At 69.3% G+C, this 21680-nt stretch carries 20 protein-coding genes; 13 read left to right on the forward strand and 7 right to left on the reverse strand.

The genetic code is table 11. From position 1 onward, the window contains the following. The 8 genes from IJH84_RS03485 to mftE form a co-directional block, all read left to right on the forward strand. Positions 1 to 1336 (forward strand): FAD-dependent oxidoreductase (locus IJH84_RS03485; RefSeq protein ID WP_295140061.1); only part of this gene is annotated, 1336 nt, incomplete at its 5' end. After that, positions 1333 to 2280, forward strand: a complete 948-nt coding sequence (locus tag IJH84_RS03490) for a mycofactocin-associated electron transfer flavoprotein alpha subunit (protein WP_295140063.1) — start codon at positions 1333 to 1335, stop codon at positions 2278 to 2280. The genes IJH84_RS03485 and IJH84_RS03490, both read left to right, overlap by 4 nt. Then, the gene (locus IJH84_RS03495; protein WP_295140065.1) at positions 2273 to 3640 is read left to right on the forward strand and encodes an FAD-dependent oxidoreductase; all 1368 of its coding nucleotides are present in this window, start codon (positions 2273 to 2275) and stop codon (positions 3638 to 3640) included. Before IJH84_RS03490 ends, IJH84_RS03495 begins: the two co-directional genes overlap by 8 nt. Positions 3641 to 3660: 20 nt before the next feature. Continuing rightward, the gene (locus tag IJH84_RS03500) at positions 3661 to 3957 is read left to right on the forward strand and encodes a 4Fe-4S dicluster domain-containing protein (RefSeq protein ID WP_200072261.1); all 297 of its coding nucleotides are present in this window, start codon (positions 3661 to 3663) and stop codon (positions 3955 to 3957) included. Between the two features lie 6 nt (positions 3958 to 3963). Continuing rightward, complete coding sequence (locus tag IJH84_RS03505) at positions 3964 to 4827, forward strand: mycofactocin-associated electron transfer flavoprotein beta subunit (protein ID WP_295140068.1); 864 nt, start codon at positions 3964 to 3966, stop codon at positions 4825 to 4827. Continuing rightward, on the forward strand, positions 4820 to 5608 hold the full coding sequence (locus IJH84_RS03510) for a mycofactocin-coupled SDR family oxidoreductase (RefSeq protein ID WP_295140071.1): 789 nt from the start codon (positions 4820 to 4822) through the stop codon (positions 5606 to 5608). The genes IJH84_RS03505 and IJH84_RS03510 overlap by 8 nt, the downstream gene beginning before the upstream one ends. Then, a complete protein-coding gene (gene mftF, locus IJH84_RS03515; RefSeq protein WP_295140073.1) occupies positions 5605 to 6966 on the forward strand; it encodes a mycofactocin biosynthesis glycosyltransferase MftF in 1362 nt (453 codons plus the stop codon). The genes IJH84_RS03510 and mftF overlap by 4 nt, the downstream gene beginning before the upstream one ends. Further along, positions 6963 to 7652, forward strand: coding sequence for a mycofactocin biosynthesis peptidyl-dipeptidase MftE (gene mftE, locus IJH84_RS03520; protein ID WP_295140075.1), 690 nt, complete (start codon positions 6963 to 6965; stop codon positions 7650 to 7652). The genes mftF and mftE overlap by 4 nt, the downstream gene beginning before the upstream one ends. Positions 7653 to 7694: 42 nt before the next feature. Here the strand turns inward: mftE and IJH84_RS03525 are convergent, their stop codons facing one another. Together IJH84_RS03525 and IJH84_RS03530 are read right to left on the reverse strand one after the other, a co-directional pair. After that, positions 7695 to 8480 (reverse strand): NAD(P)-binding domain-containing protein, encoded by a 786-nt coding sequence (locus IJH84_RS03525; RefSeq protein WP_295140076.1) that lies wholly within the window; start codon positions 8478 to 8480, stop codon positions 7695 to 7697. A gap of 133 nt (positions 8481 to 8613) precedes the next feature. Then, complete coding sequence (locus tag IJH84_RS03530; RefSeq protein WP_295140080.1) at positions 8614 to 10647, reverse strand: CocE/NonD family hydrolase; 2034 nt, start codon at positions 10645 to 10647, stop codon at positions 8614 to 8616. Positions 10648 to 10754: 107 nt separating this feature from the next. Here IJH84_RS03530 and IJH84_RS03535 point away from each other — a divergent pair, with 107 nt between their 5' ends. Further along, entirely contained in the window at positions 10755 to 12062 is a 1308-nt protein-coding gene (locus IJH84_RS03535) for an ATP-grasp domain-containing protein (RefSeq protein WP_295140083.1), read from the forward strand. A 17-nt stretch (positions 12063 to 12079) separates the two neighbouring features. Here IJH84_RS03535 and IJH84_RS03540 read toward each other — a convergent pair whose 3' ends face one another. Then, the gene (locus IJH84_RS03540) at positions 12080 to 13435 is read right to left on the reverse strand and encodes an aminotransferase class I/II-fold pyridoxal phosphate-dependent enzyme (RefSeq protein WP_295140084.1); all 1356 of its coding nucleotides are present in this window, start codon (positions 13433 to 13435) and stop codon (positions 12080 to 12082) included. A gap of 444 nt (positions 13436 to 13879) precedes the next feature. Between IJH84_RS03540 and IJH84_RS03545 the strand changes: the two genes are divergently transcribed. From IJH84_RS03545 to IJH84_RS03555, 3 genes are all read left to right on the forward strand, one after another. Continuing rightward, positions 13880 to 14032 (forward strand): hypothetical protein, encoded by a 153-nt coding sequence (locus IJH84_RS03545; RefSeq protein ID WP_295140086.1) that lies wholly within the window; start codon positions 13880 to 13882, stop codon positions 14030 to 14032. Positions 14033 to 14114: 82 nt separating this feature from the next. Further along, on the forward strand, positions 14115 to 15977 hold the full coding sequence (locus IJH84_RS03550; protein ID WP_295140088.1) for an ABC transporter ATP-binding protein: 1863 nt from the start codon (positions 14115 to 14117) through the stop codon (positions 15975 to 15977). A gap of 23 nt (positions 15978 to 16000) precedes the next feature. Then, a complete protein-coding gene (locus tag IJH84_RS03555) occupies positions 16001 to 17224 on the forward strand; it encodes an FAD-dependent monooxygenase (RefSeq protein ID WP_295140091.1) in 1224 nt (407 codons plus the stop codon). Between the two features lie 140 nt (positions 17225 to 17364). Here the strand turns inward: IJH84_RS03555 and IJH84_RS03560 are convergent, their stop codons facing one another. Beyond that, positions 17365 to 18156, reverse strand: a complete 792-nt coding sequence (locus IJH84_RS03560; protein WP_200072251.1) for an acetoin reductase — start codon at positions 18154 to 18156, stop codon at positions 17365 to 17367. Positions 18157 to 18338: 182 nt separating this feature from the next. On the opposite strand from IJH84_RS03560, the gene IJH84_RS03565 reads away from it, so the two are divergent. After that, complete coding sequence (locus IJH84_RS03565; protein ID WP_200072250.1) at positions 18339 to 19349, forward strand: GTP-binding protein; 1011 nt, start codon at positions 18339 to 18341, stop codon at positions 19347 to 19349. Between the two features lie 139 nt (positions 19350 to 19488). Here IJH84_RS03565 and IJH84_RS03570 read toward each other — a convergent pair whose 3' ends face one another. The 3 genes from IJH84_RS03570 to catA form a co-directional block, all read right to left on the reverse strand. Then, on the reverse strand, positions 19489 to 20250 hold the full coding sequence (locus IJH84_RS03570; protein WP_200072249.1) for an MBL fold metallo-hydrolase: 762 nt from the start codon (positions 20248 to 20250) through the stop codon (positions 19489 to 19491). Positions 20251 to 20351: 101 nt separating this feature from the next. Next, positions 20352 to 20636, reverse strand: coding sequence for a muconolactone Delta-isomerase (gene catC, locus IJH84_RS03575; protein ID WP_295140103.1), 285 nt, complete (start codon positions 20634 to 20636; stop codon positions 20352 to 20354). A 93-nt stretch (positions 20637 to 20729) separates the two neighbouring features. Continuing rightward, positions 20730 to 21572, reverse strand: coding sequence for a catechol 1,2-dioxygenase (gene catA, locus IJH84_RS03580; RefSeq protein WP_295140105.1), 843 nt, complete (start codon positions 21570 to 21572; stop codon positions 20730 to 20732). Between the last annotated feature and the right edge of the window lie 108 nt (positions 21573 to 21680).

Here is a 21680-nt window from a genome sequence, read left to right on the forward strand (position 1 = left end):
CGAGGCCATCGGACCGGATCTGGCGCTCGGTGTGCGGCTGTGCGGGGACGAGCTGATCGAAGGCGGCACCACGATCGACGAAGCGGTAGAAGTCGCGCGAATGGTGGAGTCCACCGGCGCGGTGGATTACGTGAACACTTCGATCGGCGTCGCGACGTCCACTCTGTACATGATCGAGGCGTCGATGAGCATCCCGCCCGGTTACGCCATGTTCATCCCCAGCGCCCTGCGCAAGGCCGTCGACCTGCCGGTGGTCGGAGTCGGCAGGTTCAAGGACCCCGTGCAGGCCGACCGCGCCCTGATCGAAGGTCACTCCGATCTGATCGGCGTGGTGCGCGGTCAGATCGCGGACGCGGACTTCGCGGCGAAAGCGCGCGCCGGACACGCTACGGACATCCGGACTTGCCTCTCCTGCAACCAGGAATGCGTGGGCCGGATGGGGCTCAACCGCTGGCTCGGCTGCATCGAGAATCCGCGCACCGGCAAGGAGAGCGTGCCGCTGCCGATGCCCGGCGCGGGCAAGCGGGTGGTGATCGTCGGCGGTGGTCCTGCCGGGTTGCAGGCCGCCGCGACCGCGGCCCAGCGCGGGCACCGGGTGACGCTGCTGGAACGGCAGGAAACCACCGGTGGACAGGTGTCGGCGGCGGCGAGCGTGCCGCAGCGGGCGGAATTCCTCGATGTGGTGCGGAATTCGCTGGCCGAGTGCCATCGACGCGGGGTCGATGTCCGCACCGGTGTCGACGCTACCGGCCAGAGCATAAGCGAGCTGCGGCCCGACGTCGTGGTGCTGGCGACCGGCGCCCGCCCGCAGGCCCCGTGGTGGGCCGGTGGACTCGAGCGGGTGGTGGACGTGCGCGACGTGCTGGAGGGCCGCGCCGAGCCGGACGGCCAGGTGATCGTGGTCGACGACCTCGGGTTCCACCAGGCGACCTCGGTCGCCGAGCTGCTGGCCGATCGGGGCTGCTCGGTGCGGATCACGACCTCCGGGATGGTCGTCGGACAGGACCTCGGGATCACCCTGGACATGGAGACGTTCAACGCACGCGCCGCGGAAAAGGGCATCGCGCAGACCACTGACGAAGTGGTCCTCGGCGCCGCGGCCGACGAAAGCACCGGAGGTGTCCGGTTGCAGATCTTGCGGCACACCACCGGCAGCAATGACGAGGTGCCGTGCGACTGGGTGGTGTGCGCGACGCATCAAGAGCCCGAGGAAGCGCTGTGGCACGAACTGTCCGAATCGGACGCCTTCGAGGTGCACCGGGTAGGTGACTGCATCACACCGCGGCGCGCGCACGCCGCCGTCGTCGAGGGGCATCGAGTGGCGGTGGGACTATGACCCGCATCGAGTCCGATGTGGTCGCGGTGCTCGTGGTGCGCGACGGGATACCGCCCGTGGGCGGTGATGAAGTCGTCGCCGAAGCTGGCGGAGCAGCGGTTTTGATCGGCACGGGCTGCGCCGGAGCCGTTGACGAGTTGCCGATCCGCCGCGGCTGGTGCGCCGAGGCGGGCCCGTTCGCCGCCGGCACCTTCGCCAAGGCGTTGGCGTCGTCGCTGACCGATGTTCCCCGGATTCTGCTTCCCGCGTCCCCGGACGGGCGCGACCTCGCACCCCGGCTCGCCGCCGAGCTGGACCGGCCGCTGCTGGCCGGTGCCACGCGGTTCACCGCCGAAGGAACCGATCTGGTTCGCTGGGACGGTCGGCTCGGCGTGCAGGTCGACACTCCGCCCGCCTGCGTTGCGACTCTGGTTCCCGGTGTGCGCGGTGCATTGCCGTTTTCGGGGGACCGCGAAGTAACCACAGTGGACGTCGAGTTGCAGCACGCCGACGCCGAAGTCCTGGAGGTGCTCGAACCCGATCCCGCAACGGCCGACCTCGCCGAATCATCGAGAATCCTGGGCGCAGGAGCCGGGCTCGCGCGCGGCGAGCTGTCCGGCCCGGACGCGATCGCCGTGCTCGGCGAACTAGCTGACGCACTGCGCGCATCGGTCGGCGCGACCCGCGTGGTCACCGATGCCGGTTGGGCGCCCTACGAACGGCAGATCGGCACGACCGGAGTCGTCGCGGATCCCGACCTATACATCGCCTTCGGCGTTTCCGGTGCGGCGCAGCACATCGGCGGCCTCGGCGACCCGCGGCACACCGTGTCGGTCAACACCGACGCCAGCGCACCGATGACCGCGATGGCCGATCTCGGCCTGGTAACTCCCGCGCAACCGCTGCTTGCGGAGCTGGTGCGCAGACTCGCCAACCGCTCGGCCGGACAGGAGCACCATGCCTGAGAACAACGCCTCCGGTGCCGGACCGGCCGCGGGTGCGGTCACGATCTCCGAGCCGCAGGACTACGATTTCGACGCCATCGTGGTCGGTGCCGGGCCCGCCGGTTCCGCCGCCGCGCTCGAACTCGCCCGCGCGGGCCGCTCGGTGGCGCTGGTCGAGCGCGGGCCGTTCCCCGGTTCCAAGAACGTCTACGGCGGCGTCGTGTACGGGCGCGTGCTCGACGAACTGCTGCCCGGCTGGTACGACCGGATGCCGGTGCAGCGCTGGGTTACCCGCAGGCAAACCATGCTGCTGGGCGGCGATCGCTCGATGACCGTCGACTTCCGCACCCAGAACTGGGGCCGTGCGCCCTACAACGGTGCCACCACCTTCCGCGCCGAATTCGATTCGTGGCTGGCCGAGAACGCGCAGGAAGCGGGCGCCGTGCTGGTACCGTCCACTGTGGCCTCGTCGTTGCTGCACACGTCGGACGGCCAGGTGCGCGGGATCCGCACCGATCGTCCGGACGGCGACTTGACCGCGCGGGTGGTGATCGCCTGCGACGGCGTGAACTCGTTCCTGGGCAAGCAGGCGGGTTGTTTCACCGGCGACCAGGCCGATCACACGACGCTCGGTGTGAAGGAGACGCTGGCGCTGCCGAAGGCGACCATCGACGAGCGGTTCGGCGTCACCGGTTCGGACGGTGTGGACATCGAGATGCTGGGCGCGACGAAAGGTGTTCCCGGCGGCGGTTTCCTCTACACGAACGCGGACTCCGTGAGCATCGGACTCGTCCTGGGGCTGCGCGGGCTCGCGAAGGCCAAGATGCGTCCGGAGGCCATCCTGGCCGATCTCAAGGAACATCCGTCGATCGAGCCGCTCGTCCGCGGTGGCGAGCTGGTCGAGTACTCCGCACACCTGATTCCCGAAGGCGGATATCGCACGATGCCGAAGTTGACCGCGGACGGACTGCTGCTGGCCGGGGACTCGGCCGGGATGTGCCTGGCCGCGGGTATTTGGTTGGAGGGCGTGAACTTCGCACTCGGGTCGGGGATGTACGCGGGACGCAGCGCGGCGAGCGCGTTGGCCGCCGGCGATACGTCGGCGTCCGGGCTCGCCGGGTATCGGACGTCGCTGGAGAAGTCGTTCGTGCTCGGCGACCACAAGAAGCTGCGGGACGCGCCCGGATTGGTGCTCTCCGATCGGATGCAACGGCAGTATCCCGGCATGATCTGCGACCTCGTCGAAGGGATGTTCACAGTGGACAACCCGCGTCCGAAACCGGGCCTGCGCAGGCTCCTGCGACGGTCCATGAAGCGCAACGGAGTGCGGGTGCGCGACCTGGCCAAGGATGCGCTCACCGGCCTGCGTTCGTTCGGCTGAGCACTGACGGGAGGACGGCGATGACCGAACGCTACCGCGACGTCTCGTTCGAGGAACGCATGTCGCATGTGGACTTCCGCGTGTCCGAGCAGCCGCACATCGTGGTCGACACCGACGTGTGCCGCTCCTGCACGACGCGCGCCTGCGTGCACGCCTGCCCGGCGAACCTGTTCGTACCGACCGACGACGGCGGAATCCTGTTCAACTACGAGCAGTGCTTCGAGTGCGGAACCTGCTACCAGGTGTGCGACGAAAGCGGCGCGATCTCGTGGGAGTACCCGTCCGGCGGCTACGGCGTCGCGTTCCGGAAAGGGTGAGCGCGAGTGCTGATCGTGGTCGCGATGCGCTGCACCGACGCGCACGCCTCGGTGCGGCCGCTGTCCGGTGAGGTGCACGCCGACCCGCGAATGGCCGGCCCGAGCCCAGCGGATCATGCCGCGCTGGAGTCGGGTCTGCGGCTCGCGGAACGCACCGGCGGGCGGTGCGTCGTGGTGACGCAGGCACCGGTAGCGGCCGAGGATGTGCTGCGGGAAGCCTTGTCCTGCGGGGCGAACGAGGTGCTTCGAGTGGACTCCGGCGCGGAACCGGACGAGCGGGCCGCCGATTCCGGTGCGGGCACGGCGAAATCGCTCGCCGGAGCCATCCGTGCGCGGTTCGGCGTTCCAGACGTGCTGCTGACCGGCGACCACTCGATCGACCGCGGAACCGGTGCCACACCGGCGTTTCTGGCGTCGGAAATGAGGTGTGCGCAAGCCCTCGGACTGGTGTCGCTGGAGACCACCGGCACCGACGAAGGCGGCAGGCTCCGGGGCGTCCGCAGGCTCGACCGCGGTCGGCGGGAACGGCTCGCCATACCGCTCCCCGCGGTGTGTTCGGTCGAACCGGCGGGCGTCCGGTTGCGCACGGCGACGCTGCCCGCCACGCTGGCGGCTCGATCCGCCGAGATCCCGGTGCATCAAGCAGCAGCGGAACCTGCAGCGCTACGGGTTCGAGCGGCATCGGGCTACCGTCCGCGCGCCAAGGAGCTCCCGCCACCTGCCGGGAGCGAAGCGCGGCAACGAGTCCTCGAACTCACCGGCGCGCACGAACAACGCGAACCTCCACGGATCGTGACCACCGACGATCCGGCCGAAGCGGCCGAGGAACTGGTTTCTTTCCTGCGAGACAAAGGATACTTGGATGGGTGAGCCGAGGGTCGCGCTGGTCACCGGCGCCGCACGCGGGATCGGCGCCGCGGTGGTGCGCAGACTCGCAGGCAGCGGCTGGCGGGTCGTCGCCCTCGATCGCTGCGCCGACGACCCGCGCGTGGACTATCCACTCGGGACGCCCGAGCAATTGAGCGCACTTGCGGCCGAATTCCAAGGGTCCGTGGTGGACGTGGCGGCCGACGTGCAGGACCCGGACGCGCTGCGTCGAGCGGTCGAGCTGGCTGAGCAGCGGTTCGGTGGACTCGACGCGGCGGTCGGTGCCGCGGCGTTGATGGCGGGCGGTCGACCGTTCTGGGAGGCCGGGGAAAGCGAATGGGACGCGTTGTTCTCGGTCGGCGTGGACGGATCGGCCAACTTGGCGAAAGCGGCCGTACCCGCGCTGCTGCGGCGGCCCGAGCCGCGGACCGGACGGTTCGTCGCACTCGCCTCGGCCGCCGCGCATCAAGGATTGTGGCGCCTGACCTCGTACAACGCTGCCAAGCACGCGGTCGTCGGACTGGTGCGCGGACTGGCCACGGATCTGCGCGGCACCGGAGTGTGCGCCACCGCGGTCTCCCCCGGTTCGACCCGCACCGACATGCTGGATGCGAGCGCGGGGCTCTACGACCTGTCCGATGTGGATGAATTCGCCGGGCACCAGCTCACCGAGCGCATACTGGAACCCGACGAAGTGGCCGCCGTGGTGGCGTTCCTGTGCTCGCCGGACTCCTCCGCGATCACCGGAACGGTCGTGCACGCGGACGGCGGATTCACGGCATGAGCACCGACCTGCCCGCAGGAACGCGTCTGGTCCCGGACCCGTCGTTGCGGCGCCTCGGCGACGGACGCGTGCTGCTGGGCGGTTCTCCGCTGCGGCTGCTCCGGCTCGGCGCGGCCGGGTCCCGGCTGGTGAACCGCTGGCTCTCGGGCGAGCCGGTCGAGCCCGGCGCGGCGAGCGAGCTGGCACGACGGTTGCTCGAATCCGGGCTGGTGCACCCGGAGCCCGCCCGCAAGACCTGGACCGAGGACGACATCACGCTCGTCGTCCCGGTCAAAGATGATCGAGCCGGACTGCGCCTCGCTCTCCGAGCCACATCGGACGTCCCGATCCGGATCGTGGTCGACGACGGATCCACCTCGCCGGTTCCCGATTCCACCGTTCGCCACGAACACCCGCGCGGCCCCGCCGCCGCTCGCAACACCGGCTGGCGACGCGCGGAAACCGAACTCGTCGCGTTCGTCGACGCCGACGCAGAACCCGTCGCCGGGTGGCTCGACCCCGTCCTGCGCGAGTTCACCGATCCCGCCGTGCTGGCGGTCGCCCCGCGGATCACGAGCGTGGCGGAGGATTCTCCGCTCGGCCGGTACGAATCGGACAGGTCCAGTTTGGACATGGGCGTACGCCGTGCCCTGGTCCGGCCGATGAGCAGGGTCAGCTACGTGCCCAGCGCAGCACTCGTGGTCCGCCGCAGCGCACTGGCCGGCCTCGGCGGCTTTCGCGAGTCGCTGCGGTACGGCGAGGACGTCGACCTGGTGTGGCGGCTGCTGGAATCCGGTGGTGCCGTGCGCTACGAGCCCGGTTCCGTCGTTCGGCATCGGACGAGACCCGGCTTGCGGTCCTGGTTGCGGCAGCGCTACCAGTACGGCACCTCGGCCGCACCGCTGTCCCGCCACCACCACGGGAAACTCAGCTGCGCCAGGATGTCCGCGTGGAGCGCGGCGTCGTGGGCGCTGATCGCTTCCGGACGACCGCGGATCGGTCTCGCGGTCGCAGCGGTCAGCGCCGCACTGCTGCCGCGCAAGCTCCGCGCCCGCGGCGTGCCCGACGCGGAATCCCTGCGGCTGGCCGCTTTCGGCCACCTCGGTGCGGGAAGGCTGCTCGCCGAGGCCCTGCGACGCGCGTGGTGGCCGTTGTTGCTACCCGCTGCGCTGTGCAGCCGCAAGGCCCGAACAGTGCTGCTCGCGGCGTTCCTGCCGTGCTTGGTGGAGGCGTGCCGCGCGGAGCACGGCGGATTCTCGTGGTTCGCCCTGCGAGTGCTCGACGACCTGGCTTACTCCGCAGGAGTCTGGGCCGGCTGCGCGCGGGAACGCACGATCGCTCCGCTGCTGCCGCAGTTCACCGAAGGCTCGCTGCGATGAGCCGCGAACTCGCGATCCACCGCTGGCCCGAACTCACCGACCGAACCCTGCTGGCGATTCCGCTGGGTGCCACCGAACAACACGGTCCGCACCTTCCACTCTGGACCGACACCGCGATCGCGACGGAACTCTGCAACCGGCTGGCCGCGGAGCACGACAACCTCGTGATCGGTCCGGCGATCCCCTACGGCGCCAGCGGCGAGCACAAAGCCTTCCCCGGCACGCTCTCCATCGGACACGACGCCCTCCGCCTGCTGCTGCTCGAACTCGTGCGATCGGCCGACCATTTCGCAGGGGTGGTCGTGGTCAACGGCCACGGCGGCAACCTGCCCGCACTGCGCTCGGCAGAAGAACTCCTGCACTACGAGGGACGCAGTGTCCTGACCTGGTCGCCGACCGGCCGCGCGGACGACAGCCACGCCGGGCACGCCGAAACGTCGGTGATGCTCGCGCTGCACCCCGAACACGTCCACTTCGGACAGGCTTCCCGCGGCAACACGACCGCCCTACCCGACCTGATGCCACGACTGCGCGAAGGCGGAGTCCGGGCCGTCAGCGCGAACGGCGTGCTCGGCGACCCCACCACCGCCACCGCCGGTGCAGGGCAGCGCATCCTCCGGCAGTGGACGGACGCCCTGACCAGCGCCGTGCGCCGATGGGAAGAGCCCGCGGGCGACGACCGCTAGCAATGCTGCGATGCGCCGGCGACGACCCGAATCGCGCAGGCTTCAGCCGCGAAGACGGGAGAGGATGTGGTCGAGGCCGCGGCGAACCGCACTGGGCATCCCTTCGCTTCGGAGCTCGGTCATGAGCTGCTCATTGTTGCCACCCGGGGTGCTGTGCTTGCCGGTCATCGTCGCCAGTGCGTTCTCGTGCTGTCGCAAGGAACGCCCCAGCTCGGCGAAGATGTGCGTGGTGTAGCTGGTCGCGGTGTCGTGGTCCACTCCCTGATCGGCCAGCCAGTCGGCGATGGTCGCGAGGTAATCGAGATGCGCGGCGAATGTCGCGGTCGCCGCGCTGAAAGCGTCCAAGGTCCGCTCGTCCCCGGCGACCAGGACGCCGCCCACCTGCTCGTACAGATCGCGCGCGACGGCGTTGTCCGGATGGATCGTGGTCAGGCTCCGGCCGTGGGCCGCCTGCGGGAGCGGAATGGTCCGAACTGGACTCTCCGCTGGTGCGACCCACATGCGCACCTGCTGCAGCCGCAGCCCTGCGACGGCGCTCAGCACCACGTGCTCGGCGCGAAACGACAACTCCTCCAAGACGTCCTGCGCCGCCGCCAGCGGCACGGCGAGCACGATCGACGTAGCGCGGTCGAGAACGTCCTGATTGCTCTGGCAGACGTGCACGTTCGGGAACCGCGCGGCGAGTTCGCCCGCGACCGCGCGGCCGCGCGGCGAGAGGAAGACCGCGGGAGGCTCGGCGTCCTGGGCCTGCAGACCTTCGACGACAGCGGCGGTGATCTCACCTGCGCCGATGAATCCATACGCGGTGGAGCTCGACGACTGCGACATGGCTCGCTCCCTGGTCGGTCCCGTCATCGGACGGGCGAACCGCCCGGATCATCCGGCCGGCGAACCGCGCCGCCGACTCCGCACCATGCCGACCTTGCACCACGGAACGCGATCCCGCCCGCGCGCCATTCCGCTAAACGCAATTGCGCGGAATGGTCCGCTGCCAGTTGCGGGAGAACACGCGCTCACCGCGCTCGTAGGCGTCGAGCTCGGCGTGCACGTGGAAGTTCTCCTCGTCGCAGGTGAGCGCCGTGCGGGTCGTCGTGCTGGCGTCCCAGCCGTCCCGGCGGAACCCGATGTGCCACTCGGTTTCGCCGCGCGGCGAGGTGAAGTCGTCGCCGACCCAGCTGAACCGCTCCCAGGAACCTTTCGTCAGCTCCAGGTCGATGTCCTCGAACCGCACCACGCCCTGATCACCGACGACCTCCAGCGCCGACTGGTAGTCGACCAGGTCGCGGCTGACCTGCCAGCGCTCCTTGCCGGGCCGCAATTGGGTGCGCGGCGGTGGCGGCGTCCCCTCCGGCTCCTGGAAAGGTGAGCGGCCGCCGGAACCGGACTCACCGGCGGGGTCCGGCGGCCGGACCGGCAGGGTGAGGCAACTGTCCGCGTTGTGCACGACCAGGTTCACCGGCTCCGGCGGCGGCCAGGCCAGCGGCCAGTACGAAGTGGACAACGACAGCCGAATCCGGTGCCCCGGCGGGAAAGCCTGCGCGCAAGCGTTCAGCGGAACGCGCACGGTGAACGGCTCGCCCACCGGCAACGGCCGCGGCCGGTCGTGCCCGTCGCGGTGGGTCAGGTTCAACAGCCCGTAGGTCACGCGGGTGGCGCGCCCGTCCGGGAACACGTCGGACAGGCGGGCGGCGACCATCGCCACCGGCCGATCCACCTCCACCCGCAGGTCCACATAGGGCGCACCCAGGATCTCGTAGCGCTCGTCGAGCACGTCGGTGTCGAACACCATCGACCCGCCGTCCTCTTCGCGCTGGTCGTAGGGCAGGTCCGGCGGCGCGTTGTAGGAGCACCACTTGCCTGCGTACTGGCCCACCGACAGCGGCGACTCCACGCGCAGCGTGCCCTCCGGCGGCTGCTCGCCCGGACCGCCGATCCGGTTGATGCCCAGGGGGAACTCGGTGGTGCGAATTCGCGGCGACGGCCAGCTCGGCTCACCGACCCAGCGTCCCGGCCGCTGCTCGTAGGCCGTGGACGGCGGAACGCTGTCCTGCATCCAGGTGTGCACCATCGGCCCGTCCATCACGTCGTTGTCCGCGCCCTTGAGCCAGCGGTCCCACCAGCGAACGAGTTCCTGCAGGAACCCGATGGCCGGGCCGGGCCGCCCCAGGTGCGGGTACTTGTGCGACCAGGGCCCGAACAGTCCCTTGCGCGGCGAGCTCAGGTTCTCCATCAACCGGAACACCGAGTTCGAGTAGCCGTCGGCCCAGCCGGACACGGCCAGCACCGCGCACTCGACGTCGGAGTAGTCCTCGCAGATCGAACCGTGCCGCCAGTAGCCGTCCCGGGTCTGGTGCCGCAGCCACTCGTCCAGCCACAACCCGCTGCCTTCCAGCCGTTGCAGCCACATCGACCGCCACTGCTCCCCCACCAGCTGCGGATCCGGCGGGCAGGAGTTGTAGGCGAACATCGTCGAGGCCCAGGACAGGTTGTCGCCGAGCAGGCAACCGCCCATGTAGTGCACGTCGTCGGCGTAGCGGTCGTCGGTGGAGCACACCGTGGCGATCGCCTTGAGCTGCGGCGGGCGCCGCGCGGCCAGTTGCAGCGCGTTGAACCCGCCCCAGGAGATGCCCATCATGCCCGCGTAGCCGTCGCACCAGGGCTGCTCGGCCAGCCAGGCCAGCACGTCCTCGCCGTCGCGCAGTTCCTGCTCGAGGTACTCGTCGGTGAGCACGCCCTCGGATTCGCCGCTGCCGCGCAGGTCGACACGCACTGCGGCGTAACCGTGCCCGGCGAGGTACGGGTGGTGGATCGCGTCGCGCGGCGCGGTGAAGTCCCGCTTGCGGTAGGGGATGAACTCCAGCACCGCCGGAACCGGATGCTGCTCGGAGTCCTCCGGCCGCCAGATCCGGGCGGCGAGCGTGGTGCCGTCGGGCAGCGGCACCGGCACGTGCTCGTCCTCGGTGACTTTGTGCGGGAGGTCGGTCACCGTGCGCATGGCCCTCCTGTCCGGTCGGTTTCTGCACGGCGCTACCCGGTGGCCGAGTGCGTGAAACGCGGTTGGGAAGCCGCGCAACTGGCAACCCCCGTTGACGGAGAAACCCGTTGGAAGGAGTCGCCATCTCTACCGAGACGACCCCGAAGAACGTGTTCGTGCTGGGCTTGGACGAGCTGAACCTGCAGAGCCTGCACGAACTCCCGCACCTGTCCCGCTACCGGTTCCACCTGCTGCTGCGGGTCGACGACCTGGTGAATCCGACGGATCTGGACCTGCCGGAGCTGCTGGAGCGGGCACAGCGGGAACTGGAGTCCTTCGACGGCCGGATCGACGCGATCATGGGGTACTGGGACTTCCCGGTGAGTTCGATGGTGCCGATCCTGGCCCACCGGTTCGGATTGCCGTCGCCGCCGCTCGAATCGGTGCTCAAGTGCGAGCACAAGTACTGGTGCAGGCTGGAGCAGCAGCAGCTCATCGACGAGCACCCCGGGTTCGGGCTGGTCGACCTCGCCGAACACGACCCGCGCCCGCCGGAGGGGCTGCGGATGCCCATGTGGCTCAAGCCGGTCAAGTCGTTCTCGTCGGACCTGGCCTACAAGGTCCACGACGAACGCGAATTCGCCGAGGCCGCGCAGGCGATCCGGGACGGCATCGGCCACATCGGCAAGGCTTTCGACGACGTGCTGGGCCTGGCGGACCTGCCGAAGGAGATCGCCGACATCGGCGGACAGGCGTGCCTGGCCGAGGAAGCCGTAGGCGGGCAGCAGGTGACCGTGGAGGGCTACAGCACCTCGGAGGGTGCGCACGTCTACGGCGTCATCGACTCCCACAACTACGACGGGACTTCGAGCTTCCTGCGCTACCAGTACCCGTCGAAGCTGCCGGAGCAGGTGCAGGACAAGCTGGTCCGGGTCAGCGAGCGGCTGATCGACGGGCTGGGCCTCAAGCCGAGCACGTTCAACATCGAGTACTTCCGCGATCCGGAGACCGACGAGCTCAACGTCCTGGAGGTCAACCCGCGGCTGTCGCAGTCGCACGACTGGTTGTTCGAGTGCGTGGACGGGGTGCCGAACCACCTGTGCATGACCCAGCTCGCGCTGGGCGAGCAGCCCGGACTTCCGCGCGGCGAAGGCGAATTCCGGATCGCGGGCAAGTGGTTCCTGCGCCGGTTCGCCGACGGGCTGGTGCGCCGGGTGCCCAGCGCGCAGGACATCGAGCGGATCTCCGTGGAGGTACCCGGGACGCAGGCGATCGACGTGGTGCCGCGGGTCGGCGACCGCCTTTCCGACCTGCCGGGGCAGGACAGCTACAGCTACGAGCTGGCGAGCGTGTTCATCGGCGCCGACGACCAGCAGCAGCTCGAGCAGCGCTACCAGCAGGTCGTGGACGTGCTGCCGTTCGAGTTCGACGAGTGAGGGATTTTCCCGCGGAGTCAGGAAAGCAGCCGTTCGAGGACGCTGTGGTTGTGCTCGACCCAGTCCTCGTGCTCGGGTTTCATCAGCACGCTGCGCAGGATTCGCGCGCGCGGCACGTCGGGATGCACGGTGTGGCCGCGGGCGGCGCAATCCTCGGCGGTGACCTCCAGGACCGCGAGATGCAGCTGTTCCTGCGGCCGCGCCTGCATTCCGCCGGTCATGGCCCGCTCCGCCAACTTGTCCACTTCGGACATCGTTGCCGCGTTCGGCAGCAGCCCGACGATGTCGAGCTCGGGTTGTTGGTAGGCCGACAGCACCGCGGAGTCCGCGAGCAGTCCGGACCAGCGCAACGCGGCGCGCCTGCTCGCGCGCAGCACCTGGCCGAGTCCGTCCGGAGTGGGCGGCAGCACCTGGAAGGTCAGCCACAGCGCGGCGGCCGCGGCGCCGGATTTGGAGCACTCCAAGGAGATCTCGCCCAAGTGCGGCTCGTCGGTGGTGAAGTAGGTGTAGGGCGAATCGTGCCGGTAGAACCGCGCCACCTCGGGGTCGGCGAACAGAACCGCGCCGCAGCCGTACGGTTGCAGCCCGTGCTTGTGCGGGTCCACCACGACCGAATCGCAGTCGGCGATCGCGCGGAACGGGGCGGCTGAGACCCCTGCCGAGGAGTCGTCGGCGATCAGCGCGAAGAATCCACCGTAGGCCGCGTCCACGTGCACCCGGAAGTCGTGCTTCTCGCGCAGCGCGAGGACTTCGTCGATCGGGTCGACCGCGCCGAGCGCCGTGGACCCGGCGGTGACCACGACCGTCCCGATGTCCTGTTCGGACATGAGAGCGTCCAGCGCGGGCACGTCGAGCCTTCCGGCCGCATCCACCGGAACCTGCACGGCGGGCACCCCGAGCAGCCGGCACATCCGGGAATGCGTGTAGTGCGCCTCGGAGCTGAACGCCACGGCCCTGCCGGGACGCGTCTCCCGCGCCACGAACAACGCCTCCAGGTTGGCGATCGTTCCGCTAGAAGTCAGGTGCCCCAACGCATCCGGCATCCCGAACATCGCCCCGAGCAGGCCGGTCGCCTCCTGCTCCATCCGCGAGGTCGCCGGGCCACCGTCGAGCGCGTGATTGTTCGGATTGATCCGCATCGCGGCGAGATAGCCGACCATCGCCGCCGGGTGCGGCGGCTTCAGCATCTGCCCCTGATACCGCGGGTGGTGGAACGGGTAGCTCTCGCGCAACCGTTCGACCAGATCCCCGAAAGCGGCCGCGAACTCCGCCTCTCCGACCGAAGTGGACGGATGTTCGCCGAAGCCGCCGAACCCGGCCTGCCAGCGCTCCACCTCGTCCCAGGCGCGTGCCGTCCACCGCCGCAGATCCATCACCGCTCCCGTCTGATCGGCTCGTCGCCGCCGAGCATAACCACGCTGCGCGTTCGCCGGAGATTTTCCCCGCGATCACGGCGAATCAGGGCCGATAGTCCTCTGGGCACGTCCGGTCCGGTGCGGTTAACTCGTTGTGGGTCGGGTCGCTCCAGCCCACACGGGGGCACCCGGCCCGGAACAGAACACCGGAGGAACGCGGGGCCGAGTCACGCGGGGGCGCGCTCGGGACGGTTCTCCAAGCCACCGGGACCGGCCCGGGAGCGCGGAGGCGGGCCTCGGCCGGTGCGGAGCACTTCCTCGCGACCACGGGGAAAAGCGGGGTCAGCCCGTCACTGGGGGCGTTCGACGTTTCCGGTGCCGCGGGGATCCGACACCGCACCGGGTTCCGCGGAGAGACGTTCTTTCTCCGGACAAATCAGCAATGCAGAAAGGTGCATCGCGATGAGCAGTGTGAAGAGCGTGTTCGTGTACATCAACAACCGCCGCCGGCACGGCTGGGGCTGGGGCTGGGGCAACGGCTGGGGCTGGGGCAACGGCTGGGGCCACGGCTGGGGCTGGGGCGGCCACGGCTGGGGCGGCTGGGGCTGGAAGTAACCAGTCTCTCGACCCAGGTCGTTTCCGGGTGGTGCCCGCGTCGATCGGCGCGGTCACCAACCCCGTCCGCTGGAGGAAGCACGTGCGTGGACCCGTTCGGTGGCTGCTCGCTCCACCGTCCACAGAGGAAGCCGGTCTGGTGGAGACCGCGCCGTCGATCGGGATTCGGGAGGTCTTCCGGAGGTTCTGGCCCGACGCCAAGCCCTTTCGCGGCTGGATGCTGCTGAGCCTGGGGCTGGTGCTGGTTTCGCCGCTGCTGGACGCAGCGGCGATTTGGATGTTCAAAGTCCTCATCGACAACGTGCTCACACCGCGCGACTTCAGCCTCTTCCCCATCATCGCGGCGGCCTACGCGGCGCTGACGATCGTGGTCGGCGCGGTCGGTTTCGGCGAGAGCTACCTGACGGTGTGGATCGGTGAGCACTTCCTGAACCGGTTGCGGATCCGGGTGTTCACCCACCTGCACACGCTGTCGGTCGACTTCTTCGACCGCCGCCGCATCGGCGACACGCTGAGCAGGCTGACCACCGACATCACCTCCATCGAGAGCCTGGTGCTGTCCGGGATCACCCAGACCGCCGCCTCGCTGATCAAGATCGTGCTGTTCGCCGGAGTGCTGTTCTACCTGAACTGGCACCTGGCGGTGGTGGCGCTGGTGGTGACCCCGCTGTTCCTGTGGATCGCGCGGTTCTTCGCCAACCGCATCCGGTCCGCGTCCCGGGAAGTCGCCGGGCGCACCGGCTCGATCAGCACGGTCGCCGAGGAAAGCCTCGGCAACGCCCCGCTGATCCAGGCGTACGGCAGGCAGGACGCGGAAGTCCACCGGTTCGCCAGGCAGAGCCGTTCGAGCCTGTCCGCGGAGCTGTCCGCGGCCCGGATCGGCGGCATGTTCGAGCCGCTGGTGGACCTGCTCGAGGTCGTGGCGATCATGTCCATCGTCGGGGTCGGCATCTACGAGATGTCCACCGGCGCGATCACCCTCGGCGGGCTGCTGGCGTTCCTGGTCTACCTGCAGCAGATGTACAGCCCCGTCAGCAACCTCGGCCAGTTGTCCAATGTGGTCTACGGTGCGGCCGCCAGCGCCGAGCGCATCCTGGAGCTGTTCGACCAGCGCCCGCACGTGCCGGTTCCCGCGCGCCCGCACGAGCTCAAGCGGGTTCGCGGAAACCTCGACATCGACCGGGTCGGATTCCACTACCCGGACACCGCCGACGAAGTGCTCACCGACGTCAGCGTCAGCGCGGCCCCCGGCGAGCGGGTCGCGATCGTCGGCGCCAGCGGTGCGGGCAAGTCCACGCTGACCAAGCTGCTGCTGCGGTTCTACGACCCGGACCGGGGCCACATCCGGCTGGACGGCACCGACCTGCGCGAGGTCGACCCGAAGCAGCTGCGCGAGCAGATGGCCATCGTGCTGCAGGAGACGCTGCTGCTGGACGGCACGATCGGGGAGACCATCCTGGCCGGGCGGCCCGGCGCCACGCACCAATCCTTGGTGAGCGCCGCCCGCGCGGCCGACGCGCACGAGTTCATCGAGGCACTGCCCGACGGCTACGACACCAGGGTCGGCCAGCGCGGCCGGTTGCTGTCCGGTGGCCAGCGCCAGCGCATCGCGATCGCGCGGGCGATGATCCGGGACGCGCCGATCCTGCTGCTCGACGAGCCGACCGCGAGCCTCGACGCGGACGCCTCGCAACGCATCCTCGCGCCGTTGAACCGGCTGATGGCCGGGCGCACCACGATCGTCATCTCGCACAACCTGCTCACGGTCACCGACGCGGACAAGATCCTGTACCTGGACCACGGGCGGGTCACCGGCCTCGGCACGCATTCCGAGCTGCTGGAACGCAACGACGGCTACGCGCACCTGTACCACCTGCACCACCCGTCGACGGAGGTGGTGCACGGGGCGTCCGTGCAGCACAACGGCGGCACGAACGCGCACTGAGGAACATCGACCTGGAGGTGCCCATGAAGATCACGTGTGTCGGAGCCGGCCCCGCCGGGTTGTACTTCGCGATTTCCGCGAAGCTGCGCGACGCAGGACACGACATCACCGTCATCGAGCGCGACCCGCCCGGCGCCACCTACGGCTGGGGCGTCGTGTACTGGGACAACCTGCTGGACGCGCTGTACTCCAACGACGCGGAGAGCGCCGAGCAGATCCGCGGCGCCTCCACGTTGTGGCAGGAGCAGCAACTCGTGCTCAACGGCTCGGACATCGGATACATGGGCGGCTACGGGTGGAGCGTCAACCGCGCGACGCTGCTGGACGTGCTCGCCGAACGCGCCGCCGACCTCGGCGTCGACATCCAGTACCGCCGGGAGGTGGCCGACCTCGACGAGTTCGCCGACAGCGACCTGATCATCGGCTGCGACGGCGCGAACAGCAAGGTCCGGTCGCTGCACGAGGAGGAGTTCGGGACGCGGGTCGACACCGGGCGCAATCCCTACATCTGGCTCGGCACGGACAAGGTCTTCGACCGCTTCACCTTCGCGTTCGAGCAGACCTCGGCGGGCTGGATCTGGTTCCACGCCTACCCGTCCAGCGCGGGCGTGAGCACCTGCATCGTGGAGACCACCGAACCGACCTGGCGCGCGCTGGGGTTCGACTCGATGGAGGGCGAGGATTCGATCCGGCTGCTGGAGAAGATCTTCGAGGGGCCGTTGGACGGGCACTCGCTGGTCAGCAGCTCGCGCGGGAAACCGGCGAGCTGGCAGCGGTTCATCCAGGTGCTCAACCGGACGTGGCGGCACGAGAACGTGATGCTGCTCGGCGACGCCGCGCACACCACGCATTTCACCATCGGGTCCGGCACCCGGCTGGCCATCATGGACGGGCTCATGCTGGCGCAGAAGCTGCACGAACACGATTACCTGGACACCGGCATGCGCGATTTCGACCACCAGGGCCGCAACGTGCTGCGGACCATGCAAGCCGCCGGGCGCACCAGCATGGCGTGGTTCGAACAGGTCGAGCGGTACCTGGACCGCAGCGCCGCGGACGTGGCGTTCGCGATGGCCTGCCGACACGGGTACCAGCCCGCGTGGCAGTACCAGATGCACCGGGCGGCGCAAGTTCCGCTGGTGCGGTGGGGAATGCGCTACATCGAGAGCGGTCAGCGCTGGTACCTCGCCCGCAGGCGCGGGGAGTCGCTGCGGACCCGCCCGCAGCGCGTGATGCCGCAGAAGTGAGTCCGGTTGCCCGCCGGGTCGCCTCCGGGCGGCCCGGTGCGGCGCCGTCGACGATCGGGGCGCGGTTCCGCGTTCGGGAACTCCGCGTTCGGCAATCCTGCGGTGGGGCACCCCGCGACGAGCGCCCCACCGCCGATGGATCAGGAGAACTGGACGCCGCCGTCGATCATCACCGACTGCCCGGTCATGTAGTCGGAGTCCGGGGAAGCCAGGTAGGACACGAACTTCGCCACGTCCTCCGGCACCGAGACCCGGCCGAGCTGGATCATCTCGGAGTACTTCTCGATCGCCTGGCCCTTGCGCAGGCCCTCGTTCTCGGCGAGCTTCTCGTCGATGTGGTCCCACATCGCGGTGCCGACGATGCCGGGGCAGTAGGCGTTCACGGTGATGCCGTGCTGGGACCACTCCATCGCCGCGGCCTGGGTCAGCCCGCGCACCGCCCACTTCGACGCCGAGTACGGCCCGAGCAGCGGGAACGGCCGGTAGCCCACGATCGAACACGCTCCGATGATCTTGCCGCCGGTGCCCTGCTCGATCATCCGCCGGGCCGCGGCGTTGTAGCACAGGTGCACGCCGCGCAGGTTGATCGACATCAGCTGGTCGAACTCCTCCGGGGTGACTTCGAGCAGCGGCTTCACGTGCGCGATGCCCGCGTTGGCCACCATCACGTCGAGCTTGCCGAGCTGCTCGCCGACCTGGCCGACCATCGAGTCCACCTCGGCGGGCTGGGACACGTCGGCGGTGACGGTCGCGGTGCGGCTGCCGGTCGCTTCGATCTCGGCGGCGAGGTCCTTGAGCGCGCCCGCCTTCGACGCGACGTCGTTGATCGCGACGTCCAGTCCGTCCGCGGCCAAGCGCAGCGCGATCGCCCGGCCGATCCCCTGCCCCGCGCCGGTGACCAGTGCGACCCGCGGCTGTGCCTGTGCAGTCATGAGAACGTCCTTCCGTGCTGTGTCCCGGCTCACTCCGGGCGAGCAACCAGCATGCTGCACGGATACCTCCTTCCGGACCAAGACGCGTTGTCACATGCTGAAAACGTCGCCCTCGCCGAAGATCACCTGCCTGGTCTGGTTGAATTCCGGCAGGGCCGGGCGGTGCAATGGAAGGGGGCCGAGTGGCATCCGGCAGGACACCGGTCGTGCTCGTCGCGGGCTTCCTCGGATCCGGCAAGACGACGCTGCTCAACCACCTGCTCGCGACCGCGGGCGGCACCCGGATCGGCGTGGTGGTCAACGACTTCGGCAGCATCAACATCGATGCGATGAGCGTGGCGGGCCAGGTCGACTCGATGGTCTCGCTGAGCAACGGGTGCCTGTGCTGCGCGGTCGACTCCAGCGGACTCGACGCCATGCTTTCCAAGCTGGCGCAGGCCGACGTCGATGTGATCGTGGTGGAAAGCAGCGGGTTGGCCGACCCGCGGGAGCTGATCCGGATGCTGCTGGGCAGCGCGGAACCGGGCATTTCCTACGGCGGGCTGGTCGAGGTCGTCGACGCCGCCGAGTTCGACGCGACCCGCGCCCGGCACCCGGAGTTCGCCCAGCACCTGCAGTACGCGGACGTGGTGGTGCTGAACAAGACCGACCGGGTCGCCGAACTCGGCGAGCTGCGGGCGAGCTTGGCCGAGTACGCACCCGGCACCCCGGTGCTGGAGACCTCGCAGGGCCGGGTGGACCCGGACTTCCTCTTCGACCGTGCGCAGCGCCCGGTGCGCGACGACATCCCGCGACAACTGTCCTTTTCGGACATCGTGGAGCACGACGACTGCCACGAGCACGCGCATTCCGCCTACCAGAGCGTGGAATTCAGCTCGGAACAGCCGATGGATCCACGTGCGCTGGCGGCCTTTCTGGACGACCTGCCCGCCGGGCTCTACCGGATCAAAGGCGCCGTCCACTTCGGAATCCCCGGCTACCGCGAACGGTTCGTCCTGCACGCGGTCGGCAACTACGTGCGATTCCTGCGCACACCGTGGTCCGCAGGTGAACCGCGTAGGACCAGTCTGGTGCTGATCGGAACGGGCATCGACGAGGCGGCGCTGCACGACGGGCTCGCCGAATGCCGCACCGGTGCACCGGAAGAAGCCGACGAGTACGCGATGCTCCCGGTGCTGCGCTTCACCGCCTAGGCCATCATCTCGCGTTCGTGTTCAGCACCGTGCGCGGTGGACTCGCGACTAGGAATGTCGTGCTCGCCGACGCCGGCGCCGACTGCGCTCGCGCCGGCACCAGTCCGCACCGGACGCACATCGCCGATGTCCACAGTGGTCAGCCGAGGTGCCGTGCGGCGTTCTCCCTGGCCTTGCCGAGGGCTTTGCCGAGCGGTTCGTTCCACATCGGACCGTGCCCGGGCAGGATCACGTCGGCTTCGAGCTCCTCCAGCGAATCCAGCGCCTGCCACGCGCGCGCCCGGTCGTGGTGGAACATCGGCAGCAGCATCTGCGGTCCCCGCACCCCGGACGTGCCGTGCCCGGTGATCAGCGCATCGCCGCTGATCAGCACGCCGTTGTGCGGCAGGTGGAAGGCCGAATGACCGGAGGTGTGCCCGTGCGTGGACACCGGCACCGGCCGCCCAGGAAGGTCCAGGGCGCCCTGCCGCGGGAACGGTTCGGCCGTGGGCACCGCGCACGGCTTCAACGCTCCCGCACCGAGCACGTGCGCCGCCCACGGCAGCACCCGCGGTCGCCAGGCGTTGGCGAGGATGTCCTTCGGCGTGGCCTGCTGGAGGTACTCCCGGCGCACGTGGCCCACCTCGACCGGGTCCGCGTGCACGGGTATGCCGTACTTCCGGCTCAACCACGGCAACGAACCGATGTGGTCCACGTGCGCGTGCGTGACCAGCACCGCCTCCACATCGCGCATCCGGTGGCCGACCTCGTGCACGGACGCCTCCACGGCGTCCGCGTCCCGCGGATAACCGCCGTCGATCAGCGTCACCGAGTCGTCCTCGACGAGGATGACCCAGTTGGTCTGGCTGCCGGTGACCAGGTAGGTACCCGCCGCGGCCTGCACGACGCGGCTTGCGTTCATGACCATCCCTCCCGGACATGATCATGCCGCATCCGTCCAGCACCCGGCACGACGCCACGCGCTCCCACAGTGGATTCAGCGCGGCGGGACGGTCCCGGGAGTCAGCGCGCGTTGATGTCCGAAGGGTGCTGCGCCAGCGGCGTGACGCGAATCGTCATGTACGGGAACAGCGGCAGGCCCGAGATCAGCTCGTGCAGCTTATCGTTGTTCTCGACGTCCAAAATGCTCAGGTTCGAGTACCGCCCGGCGCAGCGCCAGATGTGCGGCCAGTACCCGTCCCGCTGCAGCTGCTGCGAGTACGCCTTCTCCCTGGCCAGGATGTCGGCCTTGACCTCCGGATCCATGTCCGGGGGCAGCTGCACGTCCATGTTCACCGCGAACAGCACCGGGTGCTCCTCTCCTGCATCGGCTGGGAGCGAACGGACCGTTCGACCGATCTAGCCGGACGAACAGGCCGTTCACTCGGGAAGTCGTCGGGTTCAGGCCGGGTCGAGGACGAAATCGTAGGTGACCTCGTTGCCCGTTCCGCCGGTCGCGGGCGTCGGACGCAGGATCAGCTCCGGCTTCACCGCCTGGGCGATGTCGTTCTCCACGTACTCGCCGCCCTCGAAGTACAGCTGCGAGGTGATCAGCTGGTATCCCGGCGCGGAGACCTTCAGGTGCAGGTGCGCCGGGCGCCAGGCGTGCCAGCCCGCGGCGGCGATCAGCTTGCCGCACGCCCCGTCGGTCGGGATCTGGTACGGCGCCGGCTGGATGGTGCGGAACTTGAAGCCGCCGTCATCGCCGGTGAGCACCGTGCCGCGCAGGTTCCACTCCGGAATCCCCGGCGCGTACTGCGAGTAGAGCCCGTGGTCGTCGGCGTGCCACATCTCCACCCGGGCGTCCTGCAGCGGGGTGCCGTCGACTGCGCTGACCCGGCCCTGGAACAGCAGCGGCGTGCCTGCTTCGTCGTCGCGCATCGGCAGCGTCGTCTCGGCCCGGAACTCCGGGGAGTCCGGCACGTAGTAGGGGCCTTCGATACTGCCCTTGGTGCCTTCGCGGTTCTCGTTGGCGACTTCTTCGACGACGTGCTCGATCCACACGTCGAGGAACAGCGGCCACTCGCCGTCCTCGCCGACCCGGATCAGCCAGGACTTCAAGGCGTCGTACTCGTCGTAGGTGACCTTGTGCTTGCGGATCACCTCGTGCACCGCGGTGATCACCTCGGTGGCGAGCTGATCGACCCGTTCCGGCGGGGTGTCGGCGGCGAGCTGCTTCTGGCGGAACTGCTCGGTGGCGGAGTTGCCGGATCCGGCGGCGGTGGGAGCGAGTTGTTCGGTCATTGCTGCGCACTCCTGCTTCATTGGTTGCAGTGCTCGGGTTCTCTGTTGGCCGCCGCCCATTGCTGCGCGGTAGCGCTCAGTCCTTGCCCAGCGCCGTAGCGCTCAGTC

The organism is Saccharopolyspora sp. (assembly GCF_017434145.1).
In the GTDB taxonomy this organism is placed as follows: Bacteria; Actinomycetota; Actinomycetes; order Mycobacteriales; family Pseudonocardiaceae; genus Saccharopolyspora_C; species Saccharopolyspora_C galaxeae.